The following is a 14,721-nucleotide window of genomic DNA, read 5'->3' as shown; positions in this document are numbered from 1 at the left end:
TATAGTCTCAGTTGCAGGAGACGGTAGGATGAAGCCATCGGAAGTGCTGGAGAAGAACAGGCAGGCGATCCGCGACGCGACGAAGCGTTTCAACGCGGCCAACCCGCGTGTCTTCGGCTCGGTGGCCCGCGGCGAAGACCGGGCCGATAGTGACCTCGACATTCTCGTCGATGCGCTGCCGGGAACGACGCTGTTCGATCTCGGCGGGCTGCTGGAGGAGTTGCAGGATATGCTCGGGGTCAAGGTGGATTTGGTGACCCCCGGCGGGCTGCCCGACAAGATCAAGGCGCGCGTTCTCTCGGAAGCGTCCGCCATATGAGCAATGAGCGGCTTCTCGAGCATATCGATCGCATGCAGGCTGCAGCGCAGACGGCATTCGATCTGACCGAAGGGATGAGCGAGGCGCAGTTCCTCGGTGACATCAGAACACAGCTTGCCGTGACGATGTCGCTGGTGCTTGTCGGCGAGGCGGCGGCGCGGATATCGGCGATCGAGCCCGGATTTCCGCAAAGCCATCGCGAAATTCCGTGGACGCGGATCAAGGGCATGCGGAACCTGATCGTCCATGACTATTACAAGGCGGAACTGCCAGTGATCTGGCAGACCGCAAGAACGGCCTTGCCCGACCTCGTGACCCAACTTGAAAACATCCGCCACTGGCGGATCCAAGGCGAATGACAGATGCCTGAATTCCTCGATATCCACCCCCTCACCAAAGCCGCCTTCGCGCCCTTCGGCGATGTGATCGAAACCCATCCGGAAACGATGCGCTACATCAATGGCGGCACGACGGAGCGGTTCCACGCACTCGCCTCCGCGGAAGCTGCGGGCGAAGGTGCGCGGGTGATCATCAATCTTTTCCGCGGCCAGCCGCGTGCCTTTCCCTACGAGGTCGGGATGATGGAGCGACATCCTTTCGGCAGCCAGAGTTTCTCGCCGGTCTCCGGCCGGCCGTTTCTCGTCGTCGTTTCCGAGGATGAGGGCGGCAAGCCCGGGCGGCCGCGGGTGTTCCTGGCGCGGGGCGACCAGGGCGTCAATTACCGCCGCAATGTCTGGCATCATCCGCTGATGTCGCTTGGCGAGCCGTGCACCTTCCTCGTCGTCGACCGCGACGGGATCGAAAATAATCTGGAAGAATTCTTCTTCGACGAACCCTTCACCATCAGAGAGCCAGCCCTATGACCGGACTGACCACCCATGTCCTCGACACCGCTCTCGGCACGCCTGCCAAGGGGCTGCGGATCGATCTCTATTCGGTCGAGGGTGACATCCGCAAACATCTGAAGACCGTCGAGACCAATTCGGACGGGCGCGTCGATGGCGGGCCGATCCTGATCGGCGATGCCTTCAAGGTGGGCACCTACGAGCTGCTCTTCCATGCCGGGGATTACCTGCGCGCCGCAGGCACGGCGCTGCCCCACCCGGCCTTTCTCGATCTCGTGCCGATCCGCTTCGGCATTGCCGATACGACGGCGCATTATCATGTACCGCTGCTGATTTCGCCCTATGGCTATTCCACGTACCTGGGCAGCTGAGATGCGGTTTGCTGCGATCGCCGATATTCACGGCAATGCGCTGGCGCTGGAGGCGGTGCTTGCCGATATCGCCGCACAGGGGATCACCGACATCGTCAATCTCGGCGACTGCTTCAGCGGACCGCTGGAGGCGGGCAAGACCGCGGACCGGCTGCTCGCGCTGAACCTGCCGACTGTGCGCGGCAATCACGACCGCTACCTGACCGAGTTTTCACCCGAGCATATGCAGACGTCCGACGAGGCGGCGTACCATGACCTCGCCCCGCATCATCTCGACTGGCTGCGCACTCTGCCCGCCGAGCTCGTCTATCGCGGCGAGGCCTATCTCTGCCACGCGACGCCGGGAAACGACAATCTCTACTGGACCGAAACCGTCGCCGCCGATGGCCGCGTTTCCCTCAAGGCGCAGGCCGAGATCGAAGCGCTCGCCGAAGGGATCACGCAGCCGCTGATCCTCTGCGGCCACACGCATCTGCCACGGATCATCGCGCTCTCCAGCGGCCGCCTGCTCGTCAACCCTGGAAGCGTCGGCTGCCCGGCCTATGACGACGACCAACCCTATTTCCACAAGGTCGAGAACGGCCATCCGATGGCAAGCTACGCGATCCTCGAAAAGAGCGCTGATCGCTGGACCGCCCATTTCCGCACCGTGGCGTATGACCACATGGCGATGTCGGAGCTCGCAAAAACAAATGGCCGCCCGGAATGGGCGGCCGGATTGGCGAAGGGGCGGCTGTAGGCGATCAGGCGCCGGTATCTGGCGTCGTCTTCGGCTGTGAGGCCGGGGCAGGTGTTGCTGGCACGGCATCCGGCTTGGCGCCATCGAGATTGCCGAGCAGCGAGGAAATGGCGTTGTCGCCTTCGAAGCCCGCTTCCTTCATCAGCCTGTCGAGGATCGGTTTGTTGGCCTGATAGGACAGGAGCTGTCCGGCAAGGCCTTCGCCCATGCCGATGCCGGAACCGGCCGCTGCTCCATTGCCGCCACGGCCGAGCATTCCGCCCGTGTCGAAGATCCGGATATCCGAAATCTTCTCGATCGGCTTGACGGCTTCGGCGAGTGCAGACGGGATGGTGCGGATGCGTTCGCGGGTGATCTCGAATTCGATAATGGCGGCGCTCAGCTTGTTGCGGGCGTCGTTGAGCAGCGCCTCGCTCTCAGCCTCGGCCTTGCCGGTCTCGAGAATGCCCTTTGCCTTGATCACGGCGGCATCGGCTTCGGCGGTGGCGAGCGTCTTGATCGCCTCGGCCTGGTCGATGGCGGCCTGCTTTTCGGCCTCGGCGCCGACGGTCACGGCAGTCGCTTCCGTTTCTGCCTTCTTGCGGGCGTCGATGACGGCGATCTGTTTTTCGCGTTCGGCGATCTCGACGGCCTTGGCCGTTCCGACCTTTTCCTCGGCGGCGATCGCCAGCGCGCGGGCCGCTTCTGCGGCTGCCTTGGCTTCGGATTCCTCACGGCTTTTGTTGGCAACGGCGATGGCGCTCTCCTGGGCGACGATCTGGAGGTCGCGCTTCGCCTCGGTCTCGCGCTGCTGGACGGCGCGCGTCGCGTCGATATTGGCGCTTTCGCGGGCCTGCTTTGCGGAAGCTTCGCGCTCGGCGATCGCCTGCTGCGAGGCGATGCGCGCCTCTTCCTCGGCGCGCTTGGCGGCCTGTTCCTGCTGTGCGGTTTCGGCGCGTGTCGCCGCCGACTTGTTGGCGATGTCGCGTTCCTGGCTGAGTTCCGCCTCACGCTTGGTGCGCTCGATGGCGAGCGACTGCTGGCGCGCCTCGAGGTCCTTCTGGGCGATCGCGACTTCGGTGTCGCGGACGATCTCGTTGCGTTCCTTCTTGCGGCTTTCGGTGATACGCGTCAGCGCTGCAAGGCCCTGGGCGTCGAAGAAGTTGTTGGCGTTGAAATGCTTGATATCCGTCTGGTCGAGGCGGGTCAGCGAAACCGACTCCAGCTCGAGACCGTTCGACTGCAGGTCGGCGCCGACGGCTTCCTGAACCGCCTTAACGAAATCCATGCGCTGCTCCTGCAGCGCATCGAGGTTCATGGTTGCAGCGACCGAGCGCAGGCCGTCGACGAACTTCGCTTCGATGAGGATGCGCAGCTGCTCCGCGTCGTTGGTGCGGTTGCCGAGCGTCTGAGCGGCGAGCGCGATCGAGGAGCCATCCGGTTTGACGCGGACGTAGAATTCGGCGCCGATATCGACGCGCATACGGTCCTTGGTGATCAGTGCATCGCCTTCGCCTCGGCGCACTTCGAGGCGAAGGGTCTTCAGGTTGACGCGGGCGATCGAGTGGAAGATCGGCAGGACGACCGAGCCGCCATCGAGCACCACTTTCTGTCCGCCAAGGCCCGTTCGTACATAGGCTTCGTCGCGGCTGGAGCGGGTGTAGAGCGAGGCGAGCACGAAGCCGATGCCGAGAACAAGCACAATGCCTATCGCGGCAGGAAGTATGACGTCATAGATCATGAATTCTCTCCCAGGGATGAACTGGCCGTATCGAGAAGCTCGTCCGGCGCGAAAACTGCGATGAATATGTCGGCGGCGCGATCGACGAGCAGAACCCTGGCGCCGACGGCAAGCGGCGGCTGGTCCTTGGCGGCTCGAGCGCGCAGCGAATGCCAGTTGCCATGCGCGTCCTTCAGCCGGACACGGCCCGGCAGGCCCTGGTCCAGCGGCCCGATGGCAACCTCGGCCGTGCGGCCGACGAATTCCGAGAGATCGACGGCATAGGTTTCGTCGCGCGGCACGATGCGTGCCACGGCGCGGCTGGAGGCGCGCACCATCGGGGCGGCGAGAATGATTGCCGGAATGGAGGCCACCAGCGCCGGAAGCGGTGCCCAGAAGGCGTTGGCGACCGCCTGGATCACGAAGCCGGTCATGGCGAAGAAGCCGAGGACCATGAGGATCAGGATCAGGATCGGCACGCCGCCGACATTGAGCCACGAGAGGAGACCCGCAACGCCCTCATGGCCATCGGCATGCGGCGCATGCGGCTTGCCGATCATCTCGCTGATCGAGAAGCCGAGCAGCATGGCCAGGATTTCGATGGCCGTCAGGCCCACCAGCATGGCGGCGGCGATGGCGAAGGGCGTGCACTCGGGGGCGAAGAGCAAGCTCATGGGCTTATTGGCCGCCTGCCTTGAAACGCGCCAGTCTTGCCTCGATCGCCTGTTCGCGATGGAGGCGGTCCAGTTCGTCGAGTTCGGCGCTGCTGGCGACTTCGCCAGCTGGCACACCGGTTACCCGGGACACAGCCGCGGCCGCCTTCGCGGCGCTGACGCCGGGTTGCGGACGGGCGGAGCCGGAAGCTGCTTCTGCCGGTGCATGCTGCGCCACGCTGCGCTTGTAGTCGGAGAGACGGGCTTCGGCTTCCCGGCGGGTGGCGAGAACGGCCTGCAGCGCCTTCTGGCCTTCGTCGACATGCTCTTTCGCATCCGTCAGCGCCTTGTCGAGCGCCGCGATCTGGGCTTCGAGATCGATCTGCCGGGATACGCCGGCCTTGGCGAGATCGTCGCGTCCCGACGAGACGGCGAGGCGGATCTTGCCGTCGAGTGCGGCCATGTCGTCGGTGATCTCGGTGCGGCGGCTGGTGATGCGATATTCTTCGGCGCGTGCCTTGCCGAGATCGGTCCGCGCCTCGTCGGCCGCAGTGTCGATTTCGCGGATCGCCTGCTCGATGATCGCCAGCTTGTTGGAACCTTCGGCCTTGTCGATGGCGGCATTGGCGATGCCGGCAATCAGGCGGCCCATACGTGAAAGAACACCTTCATTCATGTTTTCCTCCATCCGTGGGGAATTCGGCGTGACGCCGATGTGAATTTCATACCGGTCGCCTGTGACGGCCAGATAGGCTGGAAAGATGTTGTCCCATCCCGGCGAGTAACCGGCGACATCGAAGGGCACGGCAACCCGGCCCCTGACCGTCGCAAGCGTCAGATCGGCAGGGCCTTTGATAGCAAACAGTTTTTCATCCAGAGGTAGTCGCGAAACGCCGTGCTCAAGGTGGCCCGATGCGAAGTCGCGCAAGCCCAGTGTCACGAGCCGTGCAGGCAGTCCGGTTTGCTCACGGACCGTTTCGTAGGCGAGATCATGCAGCACGACGAGATTGGCGCCGGGTTTTCCGGCGAGCAGATCGCCGAGGATACCGGCCATCTGCTCATAGGCTGCGATGGTTTCGTCGATCGCGGCGCGCGCATCAGGTCCCGGCGCCAGCCTGTAGCGCAGCATGGATTGCGGTGATGTTCTCGTCGCGGATACCATGCATCTAACGTAAAGCACCGCTTTGGTGCTTTCAAGGGTCGACTAAAAAAGAATCTTGAAGAATTAACAATGCACGGTTGCGGGCTCGTTTCTGATCCAGATTGGAACATCGATTGCCGCGACTGCAGACGCGCTATTCGCGGCCGGCAATGATCGACACATTAACATCCCGGATATCCCGCTTGCCGCAGAGCGCCATGGTCATGTCCATCTCCTTGCGGAGGATTTCGAGGGCGAGCGTCACGCCTTCCTTGCCCATGGCGCCGAGGCCGTAGAGGAAGGGGCGGCCGATATAGGTGCCTTTGGCGCCGAGGGCGACGGCCTTCAAGACGTTCTGGCCGGAGCGGATGCCGCCGTCGAGGTGGATTTCGATCTTATGGCCGACGGCGTCGGCGATGGCGGGGAGCATGCTGATCGAAGAGGGGGTGCCGTCGAGTTGGCGGCCGCCGTGGTTGGAGACGATGATGGCGTCGGCGCCGGTCTCGGCGGCGAGCTTCGCATCCTCGACATCGTTGATGCCCTTGATGATCAGCGGGCCGCCCCATTTCTCCTTGATCCAGGCGACATCGGACCAGGAAAGCCGTGGGTCGAACTGTTCGTGCGTCCAGATGGAGATCGAGGAGAGATCGGTGACGTTTTTGGCGTGGCCGATGATGTTGCCGAAGGTGCGGCGCTTGGTCTGCAGCATGTCCAGGCACCAGAGCGGCCGCGTCGCCATCTGCCAGATATGCTTCGGTGTGAATTTCGGCGGAGCCGAGAGGCCGTTGCGCAGGTCCTTGTGGCGCTGGCCGAGGATCTGCAGGTCGGCGGTCAGCACCAGAGCTGAGCATTTCGCCGCCTTGGCGCGGTTGATCAGATCGAGGACGAAGTCCTTGTCCTTCATCACATAGAGCTGGAACCAGAAGGGCTTGGTCGTCACCGAGGCGACATCCTCGATCGAGCAGATACTCATGGTCGAGAGCGTGAAGGGAACACCGAATTCTTCCGCCGCGCGCGCTGCCAGCATCTCGCCATCGGCATGCTGCATGCCGGTCATGCCTGTCGGTGCCAGCGCCACGGGCATCGATACCTTCTGGCCGATCATCTCGCTTTCTAGCGAGCGGTTGGTCATGTCGACCAGGACGCGCTGGCGGAGCTTGATCTTCGCGAAGTCGCTTTCGTTGGCCCGGTAGGTGCTTTCCGTCCAGGCGCCGGAGTCCGCATAATCGAAGAACATCTTCGGGACGCGGCGGCGGGCGAGCGTCTTCAGGTCGGCGATGGTGAGCGGCTTGGACATGAGATCGGCATCCTCCGGAAGGCTATCGAAGACGTATCACACTCGCGGCCCATCGCCAGCAGAATCATGTGCTTAAAGGGCGAGATCCGCTCTACGTGGCGGGTTGAGCATCGACCATTTCAGAAGCGCGTGGGGCAGAGCGGCTGGCCAGGCATCCGTCGGCTGCCGCTCAGCTACGCATCACCCAGCGGATCGCGCCGATCACCGCGAAGGCCATCAGTGGCCAGATCGCCCAGAACGTGCCGTGCCAGGAGAGCAGGTTGATGGCGATGAGGCCGAGGCCGATGACGGCGAGGCCGGCGAGCTGCGGGTCGATGCGGTTCTGCAGGCGGGCGATCGTCATGGCGGAGACGAAGGCGAGCACGAGGATCGGCCAGACGGCCCAAAGGTTGCCTTCCCAGGTGAGCGCGTTGATGAGGGCGAAAAAAGCTGCGGCAATCGCGAAGATACCGAGGAGTTTTCGGACTCGTGATGGCGAAGCCAACGGCCGCTGATCCGGGCGGGCGGGGGACGCAGCGGCCGCCGGCTGCGGGGCGGACTGCGCGATCGGCTGCGCATGCGGCGGATGCGTTTCACCGATGCGGATTGCGTAGCTCGGGATCGCTTCGGAGACGTTCTTGACGGTGAGCGGCCCCAGGAAATCGAAGGCGACCGGCACCTTGTTGCGCACCTGGTCGTAGACGGTGCTGGAGATGACGATGCCGCCTGCCGGGGCCGAGGCTTGCAGGCGGGCGGCGATGTTGACGCCGTCGCCGTAGATATCGGAGCCATCGGCGATGACGTCGCCGAGATTGATGCCGATGCGGAACAGCATCTGCGCGCTTGCCGGTTTGGCGTCGTTGAAGGCTGCGAGTTCGGTCTGGACGTCGACGGCGGCGCGCACTGCCTCGACGACGCTCGGGAATTCGGCGATCAGGCCGTCGCCCCAGGTGTTGACGACGCGGCCGCCATGGGCGGTGATCAGGCCGGACATGGCGTCGCGGTAGCGCTTCAGCGTCGCCAGCGTGCCTTCCTCGTCGAGGCCCATCAGACGCGTGTAGTCCTGCACATCGGCAGAGAAGATGGTCGTCAACTTGCGCTGCGTCTCGGTCATGCTTCCCCCGATTTTGCTGCGCTATGTCAGGGCGCCGCCTTCATCGCGTTGCCCGCGACATATGTCTCCACGATCGATCTGTCGTCGCCCATCGTCTGCAGCAGGAAGAGCTCTTCCGCCAAGGTTTTGACCACGTCCATCTTCAGCGCCATGGCCGGCGTCGCCGCGGCGTTGAGGACGACGATGTCGGCGTCGGTGCCGGTCTCCAGCGTGCCGATGCTGTCTGCCAGCGACAGGGCTTCGGCATTGCCCAATGTCATATGGTAATAGCTGTCCAGCGGATTCAAGCGCTCGCCGAGAAGTTGCTGGATCTTGTAGGCCTCGTCCATCGTGCGCAGCATCGAATAGCTGGAGCCGCCGCCGATATCGGTGGCGACGCCGATGCGCACCGGCTTCTCGCGGCGCGACAGCGCCTTCAGCGGGAAGAGGCCGGATCCCAAGAAGAGGTTCGATGTCGGGCAGTGGACGGCGATCGATCCGGCTTCGCTCATCGCATCGGCTTCGCGGTCGGAGAGATGGATGCAGTGACCGAACAGTGTCTTCTTTCCCAGCAGCCCGTAGCGGGCGTAGATATCGGTGTAGTCGACCGCTTCCGGGTAGAGCTCGCAGGTATAGCGGATCTCGTCGTGGTTTTCGGAAAGATGCGTCTGAATATGCAGGTCCGGGAATTCGCGGGCGAGCGTTGCTGCCGCTTCCATCTGGGCGGGCGTCGAGGTAATGGCGAAGCGCGGGGTGATGGCGACGTGGTTGCGGCCCTTGCCATGCCATTCGGCGATGACGGCGCGGGTCTCGTCATAGCCCATCTCGGGCGTATCGAGCAGGCCCTGCGGCGCGTTGCGGTCCATCATCACCTTGCCGCCGATCATGCACATGCCGCGCTTCATGGCTTCGGCGAAATAGGCGTCGGCTGAGGTCTTGTGCACCGAGCAATAGGCGACGGCCGTCGTCGTGCCGTGGCGGATCTAGCTCGTCGTAGAAATGCGTGGCGATCTTCTGCGCATGCGCGGTTTCGACGAAGCGGCATTCCTCGGGGAAAGTGTAGGTATTCAGCCACTCGAGCAGGTTGGCGGCATAGGAGGCGATCACCTGCATCTGCGGGAAATGCAGATGGGTGTCGATGAACCCAGGCATGATCAAGTGCGGGCGATGGTCGATCTCTTCCGTGCCTTCGGGCGCATTCGCCTTCACGTCGGCATAGCTGCCGCTGGCCGCGATTTTGCCGCCGTCGAGCAGCAGGGCGCCGTCGGTCTCGTAGAGATAGCTGTCCGTATCCGTCAGGCTTTGCGGGGCGCGCTTGAACGAGAACAGGCGCCCGCGCAGAAGTTTCACTGTCATTGCTGTTTGCCTTCGACTGCGCTTTCATACCAGGCGACGAGCAGCTTGCGCTCGTCGGGCGTGATGTCGGTCACGTTGCCCGGGGGCATCGCATGGCTGCGTCCCGCCTGTATATAGATTTCGCGGGCGTGGGCGGCAATTTCCGCATCGTTTTCGAGGATGACGTTCTTCGGCGGGCGCGCCAGGCCCTCATAGACGGGCTCTGCCGCATGGCACATCGAACAGCGCGTGCCGACCAGCTGCTTGACGGCGGGGAAATGCGCGTCGCCGGCAAATTGCTGGAAGGCGGGGGCGACGGCCGCCGCATCGGCATCCTTCTCCCCGGTCAGCACCTTCGGTACGGTCGACAGCCACATGATCAGGATGAAGAGGATCACGGTGGCGATCCAGGTCCAGGTCGGACGGCCCTTGCGGGCATGCGTGGTGTTGAACCAGTGGCGGATGGTGACGCCCATCAGGAAGACGAGGGCGGCGATCACCCAGTTGAAGGCGGTGCCGAAGGCGAGTGGATAGTGGTTCGACAGCATGAAGAAGATGACGGGCAGCGTCAGGTAGTTGTTGTGCAGCGAGCGCTGCTTGGCGATCTGCCCGTATTTCGGATCCGGCGTGCGCCCGGCGATCAGGTCGGCGACGACGATCTTCTGGTTGGGGATGATGATCATGAAGACGTTGGCCGACATGATCGTCGCGGTGAAGGCGCCGAGATGCAGGAAGGCGGCGCGGCCGGTGAAGACCTGCGTATAGCCCCAGGCCATGAACACCAGCACGGCATAGAGCACGACCATCAGGCCCCAGGTGTTCCTGCCGAGCGGCGACTTGCAGAGCAGGTCATAGACCAGCCAGCCGCCGGCAAGCGAGGCCAGCGAAATCAGGATCGCCGTCGAGGGGCCGATATCGAGCACATGGCGGTCGATGAGGAAGAGATCGGCGCCCCCGTAATAGACGATGCAGAGCATCAGGAAGCCGGAGAGCCAGGTGAAATAGCTCTCGTATTTGAACCAGGTCAGGTGCTCCGGCATCTGGGCGGGCGCCACCAGATATTTCTGGATGTGATAGAAGCCGCCGCCATGGACCTGCCATTCCTCGCCATAGGCGCCGACGGGCAGATGCGGCCGCTTCACGAGGCCGAGATCGAGCGCGATGAAATAGAAGGACGAGCCGATCCAGGCAATCGCGGTGACGACGTGGAACCAGCGCGCCGCAAAGGCCAGCCATACCCACGCTATGGCATATTCGTACATTCGGTTCCCCTGTCTTCTCGACTCGTCACATTGCAGAATGTTGGTGCATGAGGGAAGGGGGAAGTTCGCTTCCCATCGGGCGGCGAATGGCCGATAGTTCGGGGGGTGGAAACCGTGACTATTACGGGCTCGCTTTGCCGACCTTGTTCACGAGTTCAATAACGTTTGGGAAATCGGGAGTGTCGGAAGATTGGCCTGGAGCCGGTCTGTAGAGCGCCTCAAGCATTAGGTTTCTTTCGCCATCCTTTAAGGTGTGGTCGCTGGCCATACGATAGAATGTGTCCATATGTGCCTGCCGCATTGTCGCGTCGTCGGCGAGGGCCAGTGATCGACCATTGAACCGGACAGCCAGCCGGATAATCCAGATGTAAAGAGCGATCGGGAAGATGATTACGAGCGCCCGGTTGATAGTGAGGACGAGCAGCTCGGCGGCGGTCAAAGTGGCGTCGGCTTGAGATTGCGCTGACCCAGATAGTACGGCACTATTTGTCTGCAAAATAGACTGTCGCAACGCTTCTGAAATGTCGTTGAACCAAACAAAAGCGATGACACAAGGAGCAGCCAACAATAGGGCTACTGCCACGGCAGACCATTGAAAAGCACGATAACCAGCTTTTGCCCGGGCTTCCCAGAGTTGCCGTGTTACCTCAATTTGATACCGCGCCTCGATAGCCTTGACGAAGGTCTTGTAGTTCTCGTCAGTGTCTTCGAGCTTATTCGATATCTCTATCGACTTTTGTTCTGCTCTTGCCACTGCCGCCCCCGCTTGCTCGGCGCTGAGTTTCATCGATTCGACAGATCTTGCAGCGTCTGAAACATGCAATCCCACAATAGCTCTCGCGGAAGCATCCTGTTCCTGATGTTTCAGAATGTCGTCTGTGACCTTCTGCAGCCGGTCTTGAGCGTTAGAGAATATCTCTTGAAAGCGGCTTCTAAATTCTGCCAGTTCCGCAACCCGCTCGTTCTCGGGCGGGCCGACTTCTTCGATGGCCGAATAAGCAAGGTATTTGGCAATCGCACGGTCCAGAAGTGAGGTAAGCTCTGTTCCCAATATTGGTTTGATTGGGCAGTCCCATTCGCAAATTACGGCAGCAAACGCGAGAATGGCGTAGTGTTTGGCTTTGCCTTCGGCTGCCTGTCGAAAGCGATCTTCAATACTTTTGTCGACGAATGCTTGAGTGTCGGCGGGGCTGCGGAGGCGGCTAGCCTGTTGTCTCGCCCAGCTTAAGATCTTGCCAAGGTTCGTACCTGAGATTCCGGCTTGGGGCTGGCTGAGACTACGATGTATGAAGTCTACGAGCTCGAATCCGACTGCCTCAAGTGGAATTGCGCGGTCGTCGCTGCTTTTCAATGTCGGAATGAAATGTGCCCGAAGAAGTCGAAATTCGCTGTAATCCATATCCAATTCTGCCCCGATAGGTTCACTTGGTAGTTGTATTCGTAATCAAACGGAAATCGCAAGACTTTGTGCCGGAAACCAGATGTGCGGAGATTTGGGACATTACTGCCGTCTTGAAATGTGACGGCTTCGTTACACCTTAATTCGAGGGCTGCCGTGATGCGGTGAACGCGCGTTGCGGCGGGGCATGCATCGATGGAGATGTGCCCATGCGAAGCATATTGGCATGCGTAATGATTGCCTTTGCCTCCGGTGCTCTGGCGCATGATGCGCCTTCCGGATGGTCTTATGATCCATTCTGTTGCAATGGCGACAGCCAGACCGGCGATTGCCAGATGATCCCGTCAAAGAGCGTCACGGTGACGCCGAACGGTTACCGGGTGACGCTGGTGCCGGGCGACCACCGGCTCGTCACACGCTACCACGTTTTCCTGCTGCCGCTGACCAAGGCGATGCATTCCGGCGACGGCGATTATCACCTCTGCCTGTTTCCGAACGAGGATACGCCGCGCTGCTTCTATGCGCCCGAAATGGGCTATTGAGCCGGCAGCTTGCTGCCGTGCATCTCGGTCATGATCCAGTTCCGGAAGGCCTTGATCTTCGGGACGTTGCGGCGGTTTTCCGGGTAGGCCAGCCAATAGCCGCGGCCATCGCTGCATTGCAGCTCGAAGGGGCGGATCAGCTTGCCGCTGGCAAGCTCGTCCGGGTAGAAATCCGGCGTCAGGATGGCGACACCCTGGCCGGCGACGGCGGCTGAGGCTTCATAGGCCTGGGCGCCGTAGAAGCTCGTTGCCCGTGTCTTCAGGTTCGATGTCGGAACGCCCGCCGCTTCCAGCCACTGGTGCCACCAGGGGTCGGTGGTGTCGAAGATCCTGAGCTTCAGGAGATCGGCCGGTTCGTGGACGCCGCCGATGGTTTCGGCGAGGGCCGGGCTCAGCATCGGCGTGAAATAGACATCCATCAGCTTCTCGGCGCGCAGGCCCGGCCATTCGCCGGTGCCCGAGCGGATGCCGATGTCGAAGGCCTCGCGGCCGAGATCGACCAGCGTATCGGAGGTGTTGATGCGCACCGCGACATTCGGATGGTCGAGCTGGAAGAGGCCGACGCGGCGCGCCAGCCATTGCGAGGCGAAGGTGGCGAGACAGGTGATCTGCAGTGTCACTTCGGTTTCGCCGCGCGCTTCAGCCATCGCGAGCTGCAGCATCTCGAAGGCCTCGGTGACCTGCGGCGCCAGCCTTTCGGCTGTCTCCGTCAGGCTGATCTGCCGCGGGCGGCGCAGGAACAGCGGCTCGCCGACATTCTCTTCCAGCAGCTTCACCTGATAGCTGACGGCCGTCTGCGTCATGCCGAGCTCCTCGCCGGCCTTGGTGAAGCTGCCGTGCCGGGCAACGGCCTCGAAGACGCGCAGCGCATTCAGCGGGAACTGTTTCGACAGCTTCATGGATAAGCTCTCTTTATGCATGGAGATGATCGTTCGATTGGAATTGCAGCATTTTCAGGCGCAGACTGCAAGTCATACCATCAACTGAATGAAGGTGACTGTCATGAAGGACTCAACGATCGAACGCAGTGAGCTGCACAATGAGCTGCCGGCGCGCGCACTTGTCTCCCGTTTCCGGGCATGGGTCTACCGCACGTTCGTGTATTCCTCGCGGCTCGACGTCGACACCATGCCCGACCGGGTGAGGCGCGATCTCGGGTTCCTGGATGGCCGGGAACCGCGCGACTATTTCGAGCGCTGGCCATAAGCTGCCAGCGCCGCCAGAATCTCGGCGGCGGTCATGGCGGCGATCACCTCCGGGCGCTTGTCGCGCACGGCAGAGCCGCCGATCGGCAGGGTGAGACGGGCGAGCGACGCCTTCTCCCCGCCCTCGCGCGAAAGCCAGCTTGAGAAGGTGGCGCGCTTGGTCGCCGAGCCGATCATGCCGGTATAGGCAAGGTCGGTTCTCGCCAGCGCTTCGCGGGCGATCAGGAAATCGAGGGAATGGTCGTGGGTCAGGATGGCGATCGCGGAGCCCGAGGGGATTTCCGCGATCAGGGCTTCCGGCATCGCCGTCAGTTTCGTTGCGGTTTCCGCAGGCAGGTTTGCCAGTTCTTCCTGGCGGGTCTCGATGACGGTGACCGCAAGCGGCAGCGGGGCGAGGGCCACGGCGAGGGCGCGGCCGACATGGCCGGCGCCGAAGAGATAGACGGCGGGGCGGTGTTCGGCTTCGCCGATATGCCTTGCTTCAAGTTCGTTCAGAACGTCATCCGTCACCTTGCGGAAACGTAATTGCGTGCGGCCGCCGCAGCATTGGCCGATCTCGGGGCCGAGTGGGATGTCCATCGTCTCGGTGCCGGCATTTTCCAGCAGGTTGCGGGCGTTTTCGATCGCCAGATATTCGAACTGGCCGCCGCCGATCGTGCCCCAGATGGTGGTGGGTGAGACCAGCATGAAGGTGCCGGTTTCGCGCGGGGTGGAGCCCTGGGTGCCGGTGATTTCGATGAGGATGGTGGCGGGGTGGGTGGTGAGGAAGGTGTGGAAGTCGGTCATTGGTTGACCGATAGGTTTGTGGGCGGGGTCCCCCCCTCTGTCCTGCCGGACTGCCG

Annotated in this window: 16 protein-coding genes and 1 pseudogene; 7 read left to right on the top strand and 10 right to left on the bottom strand. The window is 62.3% G+C overall.

All coding sequences use genetic code 11. The annotated features are described in order from the left end of the window. Nucleotides 1-28 precede the first annotated feature (28 nt). Genes ABIE40_RS13830 through ABIE40_RS13810 form a run of 5 tightly spaced genes read left to right on the top strand, consistent with a single transcriptional unit; the run spans nucleotide 29 to nucleotide 2,274 of the window. On the top strand, nucleotides 29-319 hold the full coding sequence (locus tag ABIE40_RS13830; protein WP_112719466.1) for a nucleotidyltransferase family protein: 291 nt from the start codon (nucleotides 29-31) through the stop codon (nucleotides 317-319). Continuing rightward, nucleotides 316-678 (top strand): HepT-like ribonuclease domain-containing protein, encoded by a 363-nt coding sequence (locus ABIE40_RS13825; protein ID WP_199627373.1) that lies wholly within the window; start codon nucleotides 316-318, stop codon nucleotides 676-678. Before ABIE40_RS13830 ends, ABIE40_RS13825 begins: the two co-directional genes overlap by 4 nt. 3 nt (nucleotides 679-681) lie before the next feature. Next, nucleotides 682-1,182, top strand: a complete 501-nt coding sequence (locus ABIE40_RS13820) for an ureidoglycolate lyase (protein ID WP_199627371.1) — start codon at nucleotides 682-684, stop codon at nucleotides 1,180-1,182. Then, a complete protein-coding gene (gene uraH / locus ABIE40_RS13815) occupies nucleotides 1,179-1,535 on the top strand; it encodes a hydroxyisourate hydrolase (protein WP_199627369.1) in 357 nt (118 codons plus the stop codon). Before ABIE40_RS13820 ends, uraH begins: the two co-directional genes overlap by 4 nt. A 1-nt stretch (nucleotide 1,536) precedes the next feature. Beyond that, nucleotides 1,537-2,274: a metallophosphoesterase family protein gene (locus ABIE40_RS13810; protein WP_199627780.1), complete on the top strand. Its 738-nt coding sequence runs from the start codon at nucleotides 1,537-1,539 to the stop codon at nucleotides 2,272-2,274. 4 nt (nucleotides 2,275-2,278) lie between these two features. Here the strand turns inward: ABIE40_RS13810 and ABIE40_RS13805 are convergent, their stop codons facing one another. The 8 genes and pseudogenes from ABIE40_RS13805 to ABIE40_RS13770 all read right to left on the bottom strand — a co-directional run bounded on the left by ABIE40_RS13805 (nucleotide 2,279) and on the right by ABIE40_RS13770 (nucleotide 12,132). Beyond that, on the bottom strand, nucleotides 2,279-3,994 hold the full coding sequence (locus ABIE40_RS13805; RefSeq protein ID WP_130277731.1) for a flotillin family protein: 1,716 nt from the start codon (nucleotides 3,992-3,994) through the stop codon (nucleotides 2,279-2,281). Then, the gene (locus ABIE40_RS13800; RefSeq protein ID WP_199627359.1) at nucleotides 3,991-4,647 is read right to left on the bottom strand and encodes an OB-fold-containig protein; all 657 of its coding nucleotides are present in this window, start codon (nucleotides 4,645-4,647) and stop codon (nucleotides 3,991-3,993) included. Before ABIE40_RS13800 ends, ABIE40_RS13805 begins: the two co-directional genes overlap by 4 nt. Before the next feature lie 4 nt (nucleotides 4,648-4,651). Continuing rightward, the gene (locus ABIE40_RS13795; RefSeq protein ID WP_199627357.1) at nucleotides 4,652-5,788 is read right to left on the bottom strand and encodes a PspA/IM30 family protein; all 1,137 of its coding nucleotides are present in this window, start codon (nucleotides 5,786-5,788) and stop codon (nucleotides 4,652-4,654) included. A 133-nt stretch (nucleotides 5,789-5,921) separates the two neighbouring features. After that, a complete protein-coding gene (locus tag ABIE40_RS13790) occupies nucleotides 5,922-7,064 on the bottom strand; it encodes an alpha-hydroxy acid oxidase (protein ID WP_199627355.1) in 1,143 nt (380 codons plus the stop codon). Between the two features lie 169 nt (nucleotides 7,065-7,233). Continuing rightward, the gene (locus ABIE40_RS13785) at nucleotides 7,234-8,157 is read right to left on the bottom strand and encodes an adenylate/guanylate cyclase domain-containing protein (protein ID WP_199627353.1); all 924 of its coding nucleotides are present in this window, start codon (nucleotides 8,155-8,157) and stop codon (nucleotides 7,234-7,236) included. A gap of 26 nt (nucleotides 8,158-8,183) precedes the next feature. Continuing rightward, nucleotides 8,184-9,492: pseudogene (guaD, locus tag ABIE40_RS13780) on the bottom strand (guanine deaminase). Next, nucleotides 9,489-10,733, bottom strand: coding sequence for a urate hydroxylase PuuD (puuD, locus tag ABIE40_RS13775; protein ID WP_199627349.1), 1,245 nt, complete (start codon nucleotides 10,731-10,733; stop codon nucleotides 9,489-9,491). Before puuD ends, guaD begins: the two are co-directional and overlap by 4 nt. 121 nt (nucleotides 10,734-10,854) lie before the next feature. After that, nucleotides 10,855-12,132, bottom strand: a complete 1,278-nt coding sequence (locus ABIE40_RS13770) for a DUF6161 domain-containing protein (protein ID WP_199627346.1) — start codon at nucleotides 12,130-12,132, stop codon at nucleotides 10,855-10,857. Nucleotides 12,133-12,341: 209 nt separating this feature from the next. Between ABIE40_RS13770 and ABIE40_RS13765 the strand changes: the two genes are divergently transcribed. Continuing rightward, on the top strand, nucleotides 12,342-12,674 hold the full coding sequence (locus ABIE40_RS13765; RefSeq protein ID WP_112719453.1) for a hypothetical protein: 333 nt from the start codon (nucleotides 12,342-12,344) through the stop codon (nucleotides 12,672-12,674). Here ABIE40_RS13765 and ABIE40_RS13760 read toward each other — a convergent pair. Then, a complete protein-coding gene (locus ABIE40_RS13760) occupies nucleotides 12,668-13,573 on the bottom strand; it encodes a LysR substrate-binding domain-containing protein (protein WP_148194727.1) in 906 nt (301 codons plus the stop codon). The two genes, ABIE40_RS13765 and ABIE40_RS13760, sit on opposite strands and share 7 nt — an antisense overlap. 103 nt (nucleotides 13,574-13,676) lie before the next feature. On the opposite strand from ABIE40_RS13760, the gene ABIE40_RS13755 reads away from it, so the two are divergent. Beyond that, nucleotides 13,677-13,880 (top strand): hypothetical protein, encoded by a 204-nt coding sequence (locus tag ABIE40_RS13755; protein WP_246777461.1) that lies wholly within the window; start codon nucleotides 13,677-13,679, stop codon nucleotides 13,878-13,880. Here the strand turns inward: ABIE40_RS13755 and xdhC are convergent. Next, on the bottom strand, nucleotides 13,859-14,665 hold the full coding sequence (xdhC, locus tag ABIE40_RS13750; RefSeq protein WP_199627344.1) for a xanthine dehydrogenase accessory protein XdhC: 807 nt from the start codon (nucleotides 14,663-14,665) through the stop codon (nucleotides 13,859-13,861). The two genes, ABIE40_RS13755 and xdhC, sit on opposite strands and share 22 nt — an antisense overlap. Nucleotides 14,666-14,721: the final 56 nt, after the last annotated feature.

It is taken from the genome of Rhizobium sp. OAE497, from assembly GCF_040546565.1.
Classification (GTDB): Bacteria; Pseudomonadota; Alphaproteobacteria; order Rhizobiales; family Rhizobiaceae; genus Rhizobium.
This window is presented reverse-complemented; position numbering and strand designations above follow the sequence as displayed.